Source organism: Mumia sp. Pv4-285, from assembly GCF_041320275.1.
Taxonomy (GTDB): Bacteria; Actinomycetota; Actinomycetes; order Propionibacteriales; family Nocardioidaceae; genus Mumia; species Mumia qirimensis.
The window spans coordinates 1,869,388-1,884,276 of the sequence record NZ_CP162023.1; the positions used below are offsets into that span (position 1 = coordinate 1,869,388).

Annotated in this window: 15 protein-coding genes; 8 read left to right on the forward strand and 7 right to left on the reverse strand. The window is 72.4% G+C overall.

The window, feature by feature from the left end:
• Nucleotides 1-61: 61 nt before the first annotated feature.
• Entirely contained in the window at nucleotides 62-448 is a 387-nt protein-coding gene (locus AB3M34_RS09065; protein WP_370619188.1) for an Rv2175c family DNA-binding protein, read from the forward strand.
• A 19-nt stretch (nucleotides 449-467) separates the two neighbouring features.
• Here AB3M34_RS09065 and AB3M34_RS09070 read toward each other — a convergent pair whose 3' ends face one another.
• Nucleotides 468-1,523: a polyprenyl synthetase family protein gene (locus AB3M34_RS09070; protein WP_370619190.1), complete on the reverse strand. Its 1,056-nt coding sequence runs from the start codon at nucleotides 1,521-1,523 to the stop codon at nucleotides 468-470.
• A gap of 75 nt (nucleotides 1,524-1,598) precedes the next feature.
• Here AB3M34_RS09070 and metF point away from each other — a divergent pair, with 75 nt between their 5' ends.
• On the forward strand, nucleotides 1,599-2,486 hold the full coding sequence (gene metF, locus AB3M34_RS09075) for a methylenetetrahydrofolate reductase [NAD(P)H] (protein ID WP_370619192.1): 888 nt from the start codon (nucleotides 1,599-1,601) through the stop codon (nucleotides 2,484-2,486).
• 64 nt (nucleotides 2,487-2,550) lie between these two features.
• Nucleotides 2,551-2,841 carry a hypothetical protein gene (locus tag AB3M34_RS09080; RefSeq protein WP_370619194.1) on the forward strand — a complete coding sequence of 97 codons (291 nt, stop codon included), beginning with the start codon at nucleotides 2,551-2,553 and terminating at the stop codon, nucleotides 2,839-2,841.
• Here AB3M34_RS09080 and AB3M34_RS09085 read toward each other — a convergent pair.
• The 3 genes from AB3M34_RS09085 to AB3M34_RS09095 all read right to left on the reverse strand — a co-directional run bounded on the left by AB3M34_RS09085 (nucleotide 2,830) and on the right by AB3M34_RS09095 (nucleotide 5,588).
• Nucleotides 2,830-4,110, reverse strand: a complete 1,281-nt coding sequence (locus AB3M34_RS09085) for a phytoene desaturase family protein (RefSeq protein WP_370619196.1) — start codon at nucleotides 4,108-4,110, stop codon at nucleotides 2,830-2,832. The two genes, AB3M34_RS09080 and AB3M34_RS09085, sit on opposite strands and share 12 nt — an antisense overlap.
• A gap of 152 nt (nucleotides 4,111-4,262) precedes the next feature.
• Nucleotides 4,263-4,739 carry a YbaK/EbsC family protein gene (locus tag AB3M34_RS09090; RefSeq protein WP_370619198.1) on the reverse strand — a complete coding sequence of 159 codons (477 nt, stop codon included), beginning with the start codon at nucleotides 4,737-4,739 and terminating at the stop codon, nucleotides 4,263-4,265.
• Nucleotides 4,740-4,799: 60 nt separating this feature from the next.
• Entirely contained in the window at nucleotides 4,800-5,588 is a 789-nt protein-coding gene (locus AB3M34_RS09095) for a L,D-transpeptidase family protein (RefSeq protein ID WP_370619200.1), read from the reverse strand.
• 145 nt (nucleotides 5,589-5,733) lie between these two features.
• Here AB3M34_RS09095 and AB3M34_RS09100 point away from each other — a divergent pair, with 145 nt between their 5' ends.
• On the forward strand, nucleotides 5,734-6,138 hold the full coding sequence (locus tag AB3M34_RS09100) for a DUF3040 domain-containing protein (RefSeq protein ID WP_370619201.1): 405 nt from the start codon (nucleotides 5,734-5,736) through the stop codon (nucleotides 6,136-6,138).
• Nucleotides 6,139-6,192: 54 nt separating this feature from the next.
• On the opposite strand, the gene AB3M34_RS09105 is transcribed toward AB3M34_RS09100, so the two are convergent.
• Genes AB3M34_RS09105 through AB3M34_RS09115 form a run of 3 tightly spaced genes read right to left on the reverse strand, consistent with a single transcriptional unit; the run spans nucleotide 6,193 to nucleotide 10,737 of the window.
• The gene (locus AB3M34_RS09105) at nucleotides 6,193-8,505 is read right to left on the reverse strand and encodes a transglutaminaseTgpA domain-containing protein (protein ID WP_370619202.1); all 2,313 of its coding nucleotides are present in this window, start codon (nucleotides 8,503-8,505) and stop codon (nucleotides 6,193-6,195) included.
• A complete protein-coding gene (locus AB3M34_RS09110) occupies nucleotides 8,502-9,740 on the reverse strand; it encodes a DUF58 domain-containing protein (protein WP_370619204.1) in 1,239 nt (412 codons plus the stop codon). The genes AB3M34_RS09105 and AB3M34_RS09110 overlap by 4 nt, the downstream gene beginning before the upstream one ends.
• A gap of 1 nt (nucleotide 9,741) precedes the next feature.
• Nucleotides 9,742-10,737: an AAA family ATPase gene (locus AB3M34_RS09115; RefSeq protein WP_370619205.1), complete on the reverse strand. Its 996-nt coding sequence runs from the start codon at nucleotides 10,735-10,737 to the stop codon at nucleotides 9,742-9,744.
• A 364-nt stretch (nucleotides 10,738-11,101) separates the two neighbouring features.
• Between AB3M34_RS09115 and mraZ the strand changes: the two genes are divergently transcribed.
• The 4 genes from mraZ (at nucleotide 11,102) to AB3M34_RS09135 (ending at nucleotide 14,883) form a co-directional block, all read left to right on the forward strand.
• Nucleotides 11,102-11,533, forward strand: coding sequence for a division/cell wall cluster transcriptional repressor MraZ (mraZ, locus tag AB3M34_RS09120; protein ID WP_370619207.1), 432 nt, complete (start codon nucleotides 11,102-11,104; stop codon nucleotides 11,531-11,533).
• 214 nt (nucleotides 11,534-11,747) lie between these two features.
• Nucleotides 11,748-12,698, forward strand: coding sequence for a 16S rRNA (cytosine(1402)-N(4))-methyltransferase RsmH (gene rsmH, locus AB3M34_RS09125; protein WP_370619209.1), 951 nt, complete (start codon nucleotides 11,748-11,750; stop codon nucleotides 12,696-12,698).
• The gene (locus AB3M34_RS09130) at nucleotides 12,695-13,150 is read left to right on the forward strand and encodes a hypothetical protein (RefSeq protein ID WP_370619211.1); all 456 of its coding nucleotides are present in this window, start codon (nucleotides 12,695-12,697) and stop codon (nucleotides 13,148-13,150) included. Before rsmH ends, AB3M34_RS09130 begins: the two co-directional genes overlap by 4 nt.
• Nucleotides 13,147-14,883 (forward strand): peptidoglycan D,D-transpeptidase FtsI family protein, encoded by a 1,737-nt coding sequence (locus tag AB3M34_RS09135; protein WP_370619213.1) that lies wholly within the window; start codon nucleotides 13,147-13,149, stop codon nucleotides 14,881-14,883. The genes AB3M34_RS09130 and AB3M34_RS09135 overlap by 4 nt, the downstream gene beginning before the upstream one ends.
• Nucleotides 14,884-14,889 lie beyond the last annotated feature (6 nt).

Below are 14,889 nucleotides of genomic sequence, written 5' to 3' on the forward strand. Positions count from 1 at the left end.
TAGGTGAGCGTCCGTGCCGACCGAGGGAGGCGGGACCGCGCGGTCGTGGGAGTCTTGTCCCATGGCTGACGACACGGCACCGGCATCGACGACGCGAGCGCAGCTCGACGAGCTCGTGGAGGAGTGGCTGTCGCTCGACGAGGCGGCTGAGCTGCTCGGCACGACCGTGAGCCGGGTGCGCCAGAAGGTGCGCGAGCGGGACCTGCTCGCCGTCAAGAGCGCGGCGTCCTCGCAGCCCCGGGTGCCTGCTCTGCTGTTCGTCGACGGTCTGCCCGTCGACGGTCTGCGCGGGACGCTCGTCCTGCTGGGTGATGCGCGCTACACCGACGACGAGGCGGCCGTCTGGCTCTTCACCGCGGACGACACGCTTCCCGGCCGCCCGATCGACGCGCTCCGCGAGGGACGCGGGCGCGAGGTGCGCCGCCGCGCGCAGTCGCTGACGTTCTGAGCGTCCGCCGGGGCGCCGCTCAGGCGTTGCGGCGTACGGCGCGGTTGGCGAGGTCGGACAGCACGTCGACCCACGGGGCCAGCGGCGCCAGGGCGAGCGCGCTCGCGGCCTGGTCCTCCAGCGCGGCGATGTCGTCCTCGAGGAGCGCCAGCGCACCGGTGTCGTGGATGACGTCGCGGAGCCGGTCGACCGCCGCCGGCGTGAGGTCGGGATCGCCGAGTCCGAGGTCGAGCGCGGCACGCTGCTCGACCGTCGCGCGGTCGTAGGCGTGCGCGACCAGCACCGTGCGCTTGCCCTCCCGCAGGTCGTCGCCGGCCGGCTTGCCGGTGACGGCAGGGTCGCCGAAGACGCCCAGCACGTCGTCGCGCAGCTGGAACGCCTCGCCGACCGGGATCGCGTACGCGCTGAGGGCATCGATCGTCTCCGGGCCCGCACCGGCGAGCGCGGCACCGAGGTGGAGCGGACGCTCGACCGTGTACTTCGCGGCCTTGTAGCGCACGATCCGCATGGCCTCCTCGACGGAGCTCGCGCCGATCGCCTGGCCGACGAGGTCGAGGAACTGGCCCGAGACGACCTCGGTCTTGCAGGCGTCGAGGTACGGGGTGGCGCGAGCCACGACCTCCGGCGAGAAGCCCGACGTCCTGAACATCTCGTCGGACCACGACAGCAGCAGGTCGCCGAGCAGGATGGCCGCACCCACGCCGTACGCGTCGGGGTCTCCGGACCAGCCCGACCCGCGGTGCGCGATCGCGAAGGCTGCGTGCGCGGCAGGCTTGCCGCGACGGGTCATCGAGGCGTCGACCACGTCGTCGTGGACCAGCGCGCTCGCCTGCAGCAGCTCCAGCGCGGCCGAGGCTCGGACCACCGCCGCGTCGTCTCCCTTGCCGCCACCGACCGTCCAGCCGGCATGGCAGAACGCTGCGCGCAGCCGCTTGCCGCCCGTGGTGGCCTCGGCAGCGGAGTCCAGGAACGGGACGAGCCGAGGACCGAGGGGGGCGAGACGCTCGCGCTGCACGGCCATGAAGGCCTCGAGGTCGGCGCCGACGCGGGTCGCGAAGTCGGGAGAGGCAGTCACGTCGTCACCCTACCGACGTCCCGGCACGCGGTCGGCACCTCGGAGAGTGCATCCGGCCTCGCTAGAGTGGGCCGCATGTCGACCCCACGCCGTCTCAGCGAGGACATCGCCGCGTCCGCGCCGAGCTTCTCGTTCGAGTTCTTCCCCCCGAAGAACGACGTCGGCGAGCGCGCGCTGTGGACCGCGATCCGACAGCTCGAGCCCCTGCGTCCGACGTTCGTCTCCGTGACGTACGGGGCCGGTGGCTCGACCCGCGACCGCACCGTACGCATCACCGAGCGCATCGCGACCGAGACGACGTTGCGTCCGATGGGTCACCTGACCTGCGTCGGGCAGAGCCGCGACGAGCTCCGGACGGTGCTCGGCCAGTACGCCGCGGCCGGTGTCCGCAACATCCTCGCGCTGCGCGGCGATCCCGTCGGCGGTCCGGGATCACCGTGGTCGTCCCACCCGGGGGGCCTCGACCACGGTGACGAGCTCGTCGCCCTCGTCGCCGGCCTCGGCAGCTTCTGCATCGGCGCCGCCGCCTATCCGCTGGGTCATCGCGAGGCGGCGGACCTCGATGCGGACGCCGACGTCGTGGTGGCCAAGGCGCGCGCCGGCGCGGAGTTCGTCGTCACCGACTTCTTCTTCCTGGCCGAGGACTACTTCGGGCTCGTCGAGCGGGTGCGTGCCCGCGGCTGCGACATCCCGGTGGTCCCCGGCATCATGCCGATCACCAACCTCGGGCAGATCACCCGGATGGCCGAGCTGTCGGGCCACCCGGTGCCCGCGTCGGTGGTCGCCCGCCTCCAGCCGTGGGCCGACGACCCCGACGGCTTGCGCGCGGAAGGCACGCTGATCGCGACCGAGCTGTGCGACGCGCTGCTCGAGGGCGGCGCGCCGGGGCTGCACTTCTACACGCTGAACCGCTCGTCCGCGACGCGCCGCATCTTCGAGAGCCTCGCCGTCGCCACGGTGTGACGTACGACACGCCCGGATCCGACAACGTCCGGCGCATGACCCTGGGCGGTGCGATCCTGAAGACGTGACTCGGGAGCAGCACCGCAAGCGGGGGATGCTGGTGCTCGGCGGAATGATCGGGGCCGCCGTGTTCGTCGGCTGTGCCTACCTGTACCTCACCGAGGGCGTCCGTGGCGACACCCTCGCGGTGGTCTGGTGGCTCAGCGGCCTGGTCGCAGCGGCGTTCGCCGTCGCCGCCTGCACGGTCGAGGACGACGGCATCGAGCGTCCCCGCTACCTTCTCTCGATCCTGCGCGGTCTCCGGCAGGAGTGGTCCCACGCGCAGCCGCACGACCGTCCTGCGTCACGGCCGTAGCGTCTCCGACGCCGCCGCGGTGCCCAGCGCGACGAGCTCCGTCGACGGTCCCGGGTGGGCGTTGACCCCGACACGCAGAAGTCCGGTCGGCTGAGTGCCGACGCCGGGCACCGTGAGTGCCGTACGCCAGCCGGACCACTGCCACCCGTCACGTGCTCCGTGGCGACGGACGGCGTCACCCGGCCCGACGTCCTCGCGACGCTCGACGTGGTCGCCGACGTCGATGCCGACCCGGTGCAACGTCACGACGGGATCCTCGGCACCGGAGTGCTCGACGGTCCACGACTGGCCGCGGCCGGTGTGCGTCGCGCTCGGCATGATGCGTACGGGGGTGCCGTGGACGACGGTCTGCTGCGCGAGCACCGGAGCGTACGGGCCGAGCCCGAGGTAGGTGCGTGCCGACGGGACACGGGGGAGCGCGTCGGTCTCCTCACGGCCTCCGGGGCCGGCGGGTGCCGCCCAGACCACGACGTCGGCGGGGACCGTCCCGTTGTCGGTCACCACCCCCGTGACGACGTCACCGGCGACCACGTCGTGTGCGCGCACGCCGAGGCGGACGTCGACGCGACGTTCCTGGAGCCGCCGCTCGAGAGCCTCGAGCAGGGCAGTCGTGCCGCCCTCGATCCGCCACCGCCCGAACGACCGCTCGACCAGCTCGTACGCGCCGAGGAACGCGGGCATGGAGCGCGGGTGCTGGCCGTCGAGACGGTGCCGGTCCAGCACCAGCGCGCGCAGGTGGTGGTTGCGCAGGCCGCGCCGGACGGCGCGGTCCAGCGACGCGCGCGGGCGCAGGGTGCGCCACTGCTCCCGGTCGAACGACGCACGCCCCACCAGCGGCCCGCCGAGCGCCGCCCGGCGCAGCACCTCCCAGACCGGGTCGAACTCGTCGACCCACCGGGTCCATCGCGACCCCGCCCCGCTGCCGAGGACCTCGTCGACCGCCTCGGTCTGGGCGCCGCGGCTGCCTGCCGGCAGGTCGAGCACCATGCCGCGGTCGAAGACGTGACGTCGGGCAACGGGCAAGGAGGTCAGCTCGAGCACGCGGTCGATCGGGCGTCCCGACTTCTTGAACAGGTCGCGCAGCGTCGCAGGCAGCGTGAGCTCGGACCACCCGCGGTCGAACGACCATCCGTCCACCTCGTACGGCCTGAGCTGGCCGCCGAGCCGGTCGTCAGCCTCGAGCAGGACGACGCGGTGACGCATCTTCGCGATGCGGACAGCGGCCGAGATGCCTGCGAACCCGCCGCCCACCACCACCACATCGGTCACGCAGCCAGGCTAGCGAGTCGCCTCGGGCCAGTACTCAGCGAGATCTGAGTAGAAGGACTCATGGTGTGCGGCCACGCCGCCGTCCACACTGGAGATGACGCTGCCCGTCCGGCTCGCGTCGGGGGTCGAGCCGGCCGGGCAGCGTGCTGTCGTCAGGCGACCTTCGTCGCAGTGCCTCCAGTGAGGTCGACGAGCTGGTCGAACGACGTCGCGAAGACGGCGTGCGGGTGCCCGGCCGCCGCCCACACCACCGGGTGCTCCGCGAGCTCGACGTCGACGAAGGTCCGCAGCCGCGCCGGGTGCCCGACCGGTGCGACCCCGCCGATCGCCTGACCGGTCGCCGCGCGCACCAGCTCGGGACGCGCACGCTCGAGAGCGGGCAGACCGTGTGCTGCGGCGAGCGCGACGGTGTCGACGCGGTGCGCGCCGCTGGTGAGGACGAGAACCACCTCGCCGTCGGCGTCGAACACGAGGCTGTTGGCGATCGCGCCGACCTCCACGCCGAGGGCGTCGGCGGCCTCGCGCGCCGTCCGCGCCGAGTCCGGAAGGACACGGACGACCTCGTCGACGACCCCGTGCTCGGCGAGCGCCGCGACGACCTTCTGGATCTGGGGATGGCTGGTGTCCACGCGCTGACCGTACTCCGGCCGGAGGTCAGCCCGCGTCGTGGACGGCCCGCTCCAGGGTGATCAGTCCCAGGCGCCGTAGACGGTCACCTTGAGCGGCTTCTTGGCCGTGAGGGCCCACAGCTGCTTGGCGTCGGGGATGTAGAAGTTGACGCAGCCGTGGCTGTGGCCGACGAACGGGTCCATCATCAGGTACGACGCGTGGAGAGCCTGGCCGCCGGAGAAGAACTGCGCGTACGGCATCCGGGCCTCGTAGATCGAGCTGACGTGGTCCTTGCTGCGCCAGAACACCGAGAACTTGCCGGTGCGCGTCTTCGCGTACGAGGCTCCACCCCGGACGAGCCAGGTGTTCCACAGCTTGCCGCTCTTGTAGAGGACCACCTGGTGGCGTGAACGGTCGTAGCAGGCGTTCCAGCCGGAGGACTTGCAGCGCTTCGGCATCTTGGCCTTGCCGCGGACCGTCTTCGCGAGAAGGACCCGCCAGGTCGCCGTGGTCGCGACGCCGGAGCGCTTGAGGCCATGGCGCTTCTGGAACTTCTTGACGGCCTTCTTGGTCTGCGGCCCGTAGGTCCCGTTCACCGAGCCCTTGAACACTCCCGCCCAGCGGAGGCGGTACTGGAGCTCGCGCACGTGCTTGATCGAGTGGACCGAGCTGTCGCGATCACCGGGACGCGTCGTCGCGCGGTAGAGGCGCGTCGTGGTCTTGCGAGCCTCGGCGGTGCGCGCCGTGGCACTCGTCGGCGATGCGGCGACGTCGGTGGCTGCAGGTGCGGCGGAGGCCGTCCCACCCATCGCGACGACGCCTGCGAGGACGAGCCCCGCAGAGCAGAGGAGGGCGGTGGAGCGAAGCATCCGGGTCCTTCCCGAGTAAGGAATCGAGGGCTCGACGCCCCGTGCGGACAAACAATAGCCCGTGCTGTGGCGTACGCGAGTGCGCCTGCCTAGACTGGGTACCCAAGGTCCGACACACCGTCGGTCGAGTTCAGGGAGGCCCGTCGTGCCGCTCTCAGAGGAAGAGCAGAGGTTGCTCGAGCAGCTCGAGCAGGCCCTTGCTGCCGAAGACCCGCGTCTGGCGTCGACTCTGCGAGGCTCCAAGCTTCGGGCGCGCGCTCGCCGCATCATCGTGCTGGCGTGCGTCGGCTTCGCAGCGGGCCTCGCGCTGCTGATGACCGGAGTCATCACGGCCTCCACCCCAGTGGGCGTCGTCGGGTTCGCCCTGATGGTCGCCGGCTCCTACTTCTTCCTCACGACGTGGCGCTCGCGGGACGCCGAAGGCCCCGCCGAACAGCCCCAGCGGCCGTCGACAGCGGGCCCGAGCCCGTCGAGCCGCACCGCGTCCTCCGACTCCTTCATGCACCGCATGGAAGAGCGCTGGAAGCGTCGCCGCGACTCCGGCTCCTGAGCACCCGCCGCCCCAGCTCCTGAGCACCCCGCCCACCGGCCTCGGCGGCGGCTGCTACTCCTGCAGTGTGAGCACCTCGTCGTCGTGCGCCGCGGTCCGGCGCTCGACCGGCACCAGCACCGACCGCGGCATTACCCGCGCCACGATCCGACCACGGCGCGAGACGCTGGCGGACATCGCCGCGCTCAGCGTGTCGACCGCGCTCGACAGGTCCTCCGGCTCGAAGGCCGGGGCGTAGCGCGAGAGCTCGACCGCGCCGACCAGGGTGTCGAGGGCGTCGAGCGCTGTGGTGTCGTCGCCGAGGCGCGCTCGCAGCGGCGCCGTCGCCGACCGTGGCGACGCGCCCTCCGTCCAGCCGATCCCGAAGTCCGCGGCGGTGTCGCGAACCTCGGCCCACGCGTCCTCGACGGCATCGGCGGGTTCGTCGTGCGGTGCGCTGCGGCGGCGACGGCGTACTCCTCGGATCGCGCTCGGGACGACGAGCCCGATGAGGACCAGTCCCGCGAGGACGAGAGCGATGGGCCGCCACGACGTCGTGCTCCCCGTCTCGTCGGCCGAGCCGGTCGCATCGTCACGCGCCGCGGCGCCCGACGGGGACTCAGTCGCGCGGGTGGTGGGGACCGCCGAGGGGAGGGGGACGGCCTGCTCCTCGACCGAGCCCTCGGCGAACTGCGGTGGTGTGTACCCCCGTCCGCCCGGGGTCGGCTCGAAGCCCACCCACCCGATGCCAGCGAAGTAGAGCTCCGGCCAGGCGTGCATGTCAGTCCCTCTGAACTGCCACGACCTCGGGGCGCGCCCCGGCTCGCCGGACAGGAAGCCGATCGACACCCGGGACGGGATGCCGAGCGAGCGCGCCATCATCGCCATCGCGGTCGCGAACTGCTCGCAGTAGCCGATGCGCTCGTCGGTCAGGAAACGCTCGATGGTCTCCATGCCGGAGCCGGAGCCCGCCTCGAGGGAGTACTCGAACCCGCCGTCACGGCGGAACCACCGCTGGAGCGCCTCGGCCCGGTCGAAGTCGTTGCTCGTCCCGGCAGTGACCTCCTCGGCGCGCTCCTGGACGACGTCGGGGGTCTCCGGCGGAAGTTCGACGAACGACGACATCGTGAGCGTCGACGCCGGGGCGATGCGCAGCTCGCTCTCGGTGGGCCTCGCGAGCAGCGAGTCGAACCCGTAGGTCTCCCCGGCGAACGAGCCGATGCTCTCGGACCGGGTGATGTCGAGCATGCTCCGGTTGACCTCCACGCCCTCGGGGTCCTCGAGACGGACCGCTGTCGGGGCGTAGATGTGGGGGAGCCACAGGGTGTCGAAGCCGGGCGCCACCGCCGCCGCGTACCGGAGCGTGCTGGTCTGCACGCCCGGGTTCAGGCCGGGGATCGCGGGGAGCTCGTCGGTGAGCTGCTGACCGGCCCCGACGCGGTCGCCGAGCGACCAGCCGCGCTGGCCCACCGTCTGCAGGGACGCCATGCGAAGGTAGCGCGGCCGTGGCGACCCGGGCTCGGCCTGAACCGTGAGCATCACGTCGTTGCTCTGACCGCGGAGGTTGCGCCGCATGTCGAGGATCGGGTTCGCGAGGCCGTTGCCGTTGCCGGTGCCGCTCCCGTCACCGCCACCGGAGAACAGGTCCTGCGAGGCTGCCGGCGCGAGCAGCGGGACGACGAGGGCGACGGCGATCGCGCCACCGGCGATGCCGACGGCCGGGACGGCGCCGCGGAGGTGCGCTGCCGCGGTGTCGATCGGGTCGGCGCGCCCCACCCCGACGCCGGGCACCCGGGGACCCCAGGACCGTGCCTCGTCCCCGCGGGTCACCGCCAGCAGACCGGCGTACGCAGCGGCCCCGATCACGAAGACGCCCGGCGAGACGTCGCCGGCCAGGAGGGTGGCCGGGATCATCATGACGGCGAGCAGGACCAGTCCGAGGGCCGGCGTCCAGCGGAGCTCGGTGGCGAGGACGTCGATCGCCAGGGCCAGCACGACCACGAGCGTGGCGAGCGTGGCCGTGAGGGCACCCAGGTCGGGCACCGGCGCCGCATAGCGCTGCGCGTGGTCGTACGTCGCCGCGGCGACCGCCTGCGCCCGCTCCAGGGTCGCGGGAGTCGGAACCACGCCGAAGATGCCCGTCGCACCGCCGTACGAGGCCGTCAGCCAGCCGACCGCCACGACGCCTTCGAGGGTCATCACGATCGTGCGCGTGGCCTGGGCGGCGCGCGCCACCGCCCCGGTGACGAGGACGACCGCGGCGCCCAGGGCGCCTTCGCGCAGGAAGTCGGGTTCGAGGGCCAGCGGGGCGTAGGTGGCCCCGACGGCGACCGCCAGCAGCCAGACCCAGGTCGCCACCCAGAACGGGTGCAGCATGCGGGCGTTCATCCGACCGCATCCTTCGTCGACTGCAGGGCGAGCGCCTGCCACGCCTCGCTGATCGTGTCGCCACCACCGACGGCGACGGCCCCCCAGCCGCGTGCCCGGGCGGACGTGGCCAGGTCCAGGGCACCACCGGAGCCGCCGTGCTCACCGTGCAACCAGTGGTCGCTGTCGAGCACGACCGCCAGCCGCCGCCCGGCGGTCGTCGAGCACAGGTCGACCTGGTCGAGGCTCTCCGGGTCGGAACCGCTCACCAGCGCGACGACGATCCCGCGGGAGGTGAGGACGTCGGCGGGTACGTGTCCGCTGGTCCGGCGGATCGAGGGGCCGACGGCGGCGAGCTCGTCGAGGATCAGGCCGAGCGAGTCCGGGGCCGAGTCGTGCGAGTCGGTCACGTCGGTGACGAGGCGGACGTCGAGACCGTTGCCGGCGAAGTGCGCCGCGACCGAGGCAGCGGCCGACACGGCCCACTCGAAGGTGCCGTCGGCGCCGCGGCGGTGGACGTCGCGGCGCGTGTCGAGGTAGATCGTCACGTCGGCGTGGCGGCCCTCCTCCTCGCGGCGGACCATGAGCTCGCCGGTGCGGGCGGTGGTGCGCCAGTGGATGCGGCGGAGGTCGTCACCCACGCGGTACTCGCGCACCGACGTGTCGTCGGCGCGTCCGGTGGACCCCAGACGGACCCGGTGCTCGCCCGCCGCGCTCCCGACGCCGCCGGCCCAGAGGCGGCCGAGCCGGTGGACGGTGGGCGTGACGACGAGCGGAGTCGTCGTGTGGAACGTCTTGCGGACCGAGAGGAACCCGAAGGGGTCGCCGATCCGGACCGCGAGCGGGCCCAGCGCGTAGATCCCGCGACGTCGTGCGGTCAGGCGGTAGCGGGCCGCACTGCGCCAGCGTCGTCCGCTGGCCTCGACGGCGAAGCGGCGCCCGCCGCCGAGAGCGTCCGGGAGCTGGTCCTCCAGCAGGAGCGTGCCGCCGCTGCCGCGACCGCCGCCGGTGACCTCGAGCGACACCTCGACCTCGCCGCCGGCTGACGTCCGCGTCGGCGAGACGGTGCGGGTGGTGCCGACCTGGCTGCGACCGTGCGCGACCACGAGCACGGACAGGAGGGGGAGCGCCAGCGCGAGGGCCCCCAGCCGGACGAGGATGTCGAGCCCGAGGAACACGCCGCCGAGACCCACCGTGGCCCCACCGGCGAGGAATCCCCGTCCTCGCGTGGTCAGGGAGCCCAGGGTGCCGCGCACGTCATCGTCCGGGCTCGGGCACGCGGACCTCGGCGAGGATCTCGCGTACGACGTCGGCGGCCTGCCAGCCGGCGACGACGGCGTCGGGCGACAGCAGCAGACGGTGGGTGAGGACGGAGGCCGCGAGCGCGGCGACGTCGTCGGGCAGCACGTAGGGCCGGCGTTCGAGCGCGGCGCGCGCCCGGGCCGCCCGGACCAGGTGGAGGGTCGCGCGGGGCGAGGCGCCGAGGCGTACGCGGGAGGACGTGCGGGTCGCGGTGGCGATCGCGACGGCGTACTCCTCGACGGCGGGAGCGACGTAGATCGTGCGGACGGTGGCGACGAGGTCGGCCACCTGCTTCACATCGGTGACGGGGAGGAGGTCGGCAAGGGGATCGGTGCCGCCGTGCTCGCGCAGCATCGCGGCCTCGGCCTCGGCCGACGGGTATCCCATCGCGACCCGGGCCATGAAGCGGTCGCGCTGCGCCTCGGGCAGCGGGTAGGTGCCCTCCATCTCGAGCGGGTTCTGCGTGGCGACCACCATGAACGGGTCCTGGAGCGGGTAGGAGGTGCCGTCCACGGTCACCTGGCGCTCTTCCATGCACTCGAGCAGCGCCGACTGCGTCTTGGGCGACGCACGGTTGATCTCGTCCCCGACGACGACGTTGCCGAAGACCGCGCCCTCGCGGAACTCGAACGTCCGGGTGGCGGGGTCCCACACCGACGTGCCGGTGACGTCGCTCGGGAGCAGGTCGGGGGTGAACTGGATCCTGCGCATCGATCCGTCGATCGACCGGGCCAGCGCCTTGCTCAGCATGGTCTTGCCGACACCCGGGACGTCCTCGAGCAGCAGGTGGCCCCCGGCGAGGAGCACGATCACGGCCGTGCGGACGACGTCGGCCTTGCCGACGATCACCGTGCCGATGTTGTCCACCAGGCGCTCGGCCGCGACGACCAGCTCGTCGCTCTGGTCGGGGCCGGGCGGCGCCGCGGGCTCCCGGCGAGGTGTCGTCGTCACGGATACCTCCTGCAGGTCCAGCACATCGATGGGCGCGGGCCTCGAACGCCCCGTGGATGCCGAGACTACCCAGCACTCCCAACGGGTGCCCCGGATCCGGGGGAGGGATGCACCAGCGCCCCACCCACGCTCCACTCTTCACCATCGGAGCCCCTCGGGCGAGACGAATGCCTGAGAACACGGGGACCGCGGCCGGTCGGGCGGTGGAGCGCACATCGCCCAGGTGGGGCGCTGGGTGGCGCGCGGTGGGGCGATTCGGCTTGACGGTGGGGGCGAGTGGAGTACAGTGGCGCAAAGTGGAGCAACCCACGGAGAACGTCGGCATCGGGGGCCGGCGGCGTGAGACGGGGGAGGTTGACGTGCAATGTTCTTCGGCACGTACACCCCTCGCCTCGACGACAAGGGTCGGCTCTTCCTCCCCGCCAAGTTCCGCGACCGACTCACGGAGGGCCTCGTGCTGACGAAGGGGCAGGACCGCTGCATCTACGTCTGGCCGCAGGCGAGCTTCGAGGAGTTCAGCGACCGGATCAGCAAGACGCCCTTCACCAACAAGGCAACCCGCGACTTCGTCCGTGTCCTCTTCTCGGGGGCCTCGGACGAGGTGCCCGACAAGCAGGGACGCATCACCGTCCCCGGGCCGCTGCGCGAGTACGCACGGCTGGACCGCGACTGCGTCGTCGTCGGGGCCATGGAGCGGGTCGAGATCTGGGACGCGACCCGCTGGTCGGAGTACTCCGACCAGCAGGAGGAGAGCTTCGCCACCTTGTCGGAAGAGGTGATCGAAGGACTGCTCTGAGGCTCGTCCGTCGAGGCCTCTGGGCCGCTTGCTCCACCTCCTGGCTCCACTTCCCCGGTGCCAGAAGGTGACTTCCCAGGGCAAGCGGCCAGGGACCTGGCCGGACGAACCAGGCGATCGGCCCCGCACGGGTAGCGGGACGAGGCGCAACACACGCTGAACCACACAGAACGAGGGGTCGAGATGGTGGTCGGACGTCCCGGGGCCGGGACGCATGGGTGAGTCGAAGCACGTACCGGTGCTCCTGGAGCGGACGGTCGAGCTCCTCGCGCCCGCCCTGGCCGACAGCGACGCGGTCCTGGTCGACGCGACGCTCGGCCTGGGCGGGCACTCGGAGGCGGTACTGAGCCGCTTCGAGGGGGTCCATGTCATCGGGATCGACCGTGATCCGGAGGCGCTGCGCCGGTCTCGCGAGCGTCTCGCGGCGTACGAGGGACGTGTCACGTTCTTCGAGGGCGTGTACGACGAGCTTCCCGAGGCGATCGCCTCGGCCGGGCGGTCCCACGTCGACGGCGTGCTGTTCGACCTCGGGGTCTCGTCCATGCAGCTCGACGTCGACGAGCGCGGGTTCTCCTACGCACGGCCCGCCCCGCTCGACATGCGGATGGGCCGCGAAGGCCCGACGGCGGCGGAGATCCTCGCGACGTACGAACGCGACGACCTCGTGCGCATCCTCCGGACGTACGGGGAGGAGAAGCACGCGGGCCGCATCGCCGACGCGGTCGTACGGCGGCGGGCCGAGGCGCCGCTGCGGACCAGCGACGAGCTCGTCGCCCTCGTCCGCGAGGCGCTTCCGGCAGCGGCGATGAGGACCGGCGGCAACCCCGCGAAGCGGACGTTCCAGGCACTGCGGATCGAGGTGAACGACGAGCTCGGCGTGCTCCGCCGCGCGATCCCCGCGGCGCTCGATGCGGTCCGGGTCGGCGGTCGCGTCGTCTCGATGGCCTACCACTCGCTGGAGGACCGCATCGTCAAGCAGGCGTTCGCCGGTGTCACGACCGTCGACGTCCCGCCCGGTCTGCCCGTCGTCCCCGAGTCGATGCAGCCCCGGTTCCGGCTGGTGACCCGCGGAGCGGAGACCGCGTCGGAGCAGGAGATCGAGGAGAACCCCCGAGCGAAGCCGGTCCGGCTCCGCGTCGTCGAGCGTGTGAAGGAGGCACGATGAGCGTCGCCCACGGCACACCACGTCGAGCGCCCGGACGGCCGCAGCCGTCGACGCGAAGCCCGCTGCGGGCCGTTCCCGCACGCCGTCCGCAGACGCCGCGGGCGCCCTTCGTCCTGCTCGTCGTCGCCCTCCTGGCCAGCGGCCTCATCGGCCTCCTCCTCCTCAACACCTCGATGCAGAACGGCGCGTTCCAGCTCGCCGAGCTGGAGAAGAGGGCCGAGGAGCTCCAGAGCCGTCACGCCGAGCTCACGCTCGAGGTCGAGCAGCGTTCCACTCCTGAGTCGGTCGCCGAGAAGGCAGCCGCTCTCGGGATGGTGCCGAACACGAACCCGGCGTTCCTGCAGCTGCCCGACGGCAAGATCGTCGGCGACCCCGAGCCCGCCAGCCGCGCCAGCGAGGCGGTGTCGGGAGTCGACGGACCGTCGCCGGTCACCGTGGGAGACCGCCAGTGAGCGCGCACCGCAACCGGGCGAGGTTCTGCTTCGTCGTGGTCGCGACGCTCCTGCTGGTCTTCGCCGGCCGGCTGATCCAGATCCAGGGTGTCGACCCCAACGCGTACGCGGCGAAGGCGCGCGCGGCGTCGACCGAGATGGCGGTGCTGCACGCCGACCGCGGCCAGATCCTCGACCGCGACGGTGAGCCGTTGGCCACGTCCATGGACGCCCGCGCGATCATCGCCAACCCCGTGCAGACGGCGGACGACGCCCCGGCCATCGCCCGGGTCCTCGCCGCCGACCTCGACGTCGACTACTTCGACGCGGTCGAGAAGCTGCGCCGCGAGGACACGCAGTTCGTCTACGTCGCGCGGCAGGTGCCGTCGTACCAGGCCGACCGGGTGCTGGCGAAGCTCTCCGACGCCGGCATCAGCACCGGCGTGTCCACCGAGCGCGACGTCGTCCGCACCTACCCGGGCGGCACGCTCGGCGCGACGCTGATCGGTCTTGTCTCGGGCGAGACCGGCAAGGGCACCAGCGGGCTCGAGGGCGCGTTCGACGACGAGCTCACCGGCGTCGACGGCGAGGCGTCCTACGGGGCGACGAGCAAGGGGGTACGGATCCCGCTCGCGCGCCAGACGACCAAGGAGCCCGTCCCCGGCGCCGACGTCGTCACGACGATCGACCGGGACCTCCAGTGGTACGCCGACAAGCGGCTGGCCGCAGCGGTCCGCAAGAGCCGGTCCGACTGGGGGATCGCGGTGACGGTCGACCTCCAGACGATGCAGGTCCTCCAGCTGTCGCAGCTGCCGACCTTCGACGCCGAGGACCGCTCGACGGTCACCGCGGCCGCCATGAACAACCGTGCCGTGCAGAACGTGTACGAGCCGGGGTCGGTCCAGAAGGTCGTGACGATGGCGGCGCTCGCCGACGCGGGTCTGGCGACGCCGAGCACCCGGGTGAAGGTGCCGAAGGAGCTGACGCTCGACGGCTTCACGATCAGCGACTGGTGGGACCACGGCCGGCTCCGGCTGACGGCCGCCGGCGTCATCGCCAAGTCGTCGAACCTCGGCACGATCGCTCTGGCCCAGCAGATGGACGACGACACCTTCCACGACTACCTGTCGAAGTTCGGGTTCGGTCAGCAGACCGGGGTCGGCCTGTCGTCGGAGTCGCGAGGCATCCTCAGCCCGGCGGACCGCTGGTCGGCCGCTCAGAAGGCGACGATCTCCTTCGGGCAGGGCATCTCGGTCACCGCGATGCAGGAGGTCGCCGCCGTCGCCGCGATCGCGAACGGTGGCCGCTACGAGGCTCCGCGCCTGGTCACGGAGGTGCGTGAGGCCGACGGCACCACGAAGCAGATCGAGCCGGCCGCGTCCCGTGAGGTCGTCTCCCGCGAAGCGGCGAGCATGGTCACCACGACGATGGAGGCGGTGACGAGCGGCGAAGGGTCGGCGGCAGCGGTCGAGATCCCCGGCTACCGCATCGCCGGCAAGACGGGGACCGCCTGGCGGGTCAACCCCGACACCGGACGCTACGTGCGCGGCGAGAACACCGTCTCGTTCATCGGGTTCGCCCCTGCCGACAAGCCGCGGTTCCTGACGTACGTGGTGCTGGACAACCCCCGTGGCGGCGGCTCGGGCAGCGGGACGGCGGGGCCGGTGTTCCGCGACATCATGCAGCAGTCGCTGCAGCGCTACGGCATCGCGCCGAGCGGGTCGCGTGCGCCCAGGACCCCGCTCGAGTGGTGAGTGTCG

Coding starts and splice junctions, on each gene's coding strand:
- AB3M34_RS09065 (WP_370619188.1), top strand. CDS start 62: ATGGCTGACGACACGGCACCGGCATCGACGACGCGAGCGCAGCTCGAC.
- metF (WP_370619192.1), top strand. CDS start 1,599: ATGTCGACCCCACGCCGTCTCAGCGAGGACATCGCCGCGTCCGCGCCG.
- AB3M34_RS09095 (WP_370619200.1), bottom strand. CDS start 5,588: ATGCTTCGCTCCACCGCCCTCCTCTGCTCTGCGGGGCTCGTCCTCGCA.
- AB3M34_RS09105 (WP_370619202.1), bottom strand. CDS start 8,505: ATGAACGCCCGCATGCTGCACCCGTTCTGGGTGGCGACCTGGGTCTGG.
- mraZ (WP_370619207.1), top strand. CDS start 11,102: ATGTTCTTCGGCACGTACACCCCTCGCCTCGACGACAAGGGTCGGCTC.
- rsmH (WP_370619209.1), top strand. CDS start 11,748: ATGGGTGAGTCGAAGCACGTACCGGTGCTCCTGGAGCGGACGGTCGAG.
- AB3M34_RS09130 (WP_370619211.1), top strand. CDS start 12,695: ATGAGCGTCGCCCACGGCACACCACGTCGAGCGCCCGGACGGCCGCAG.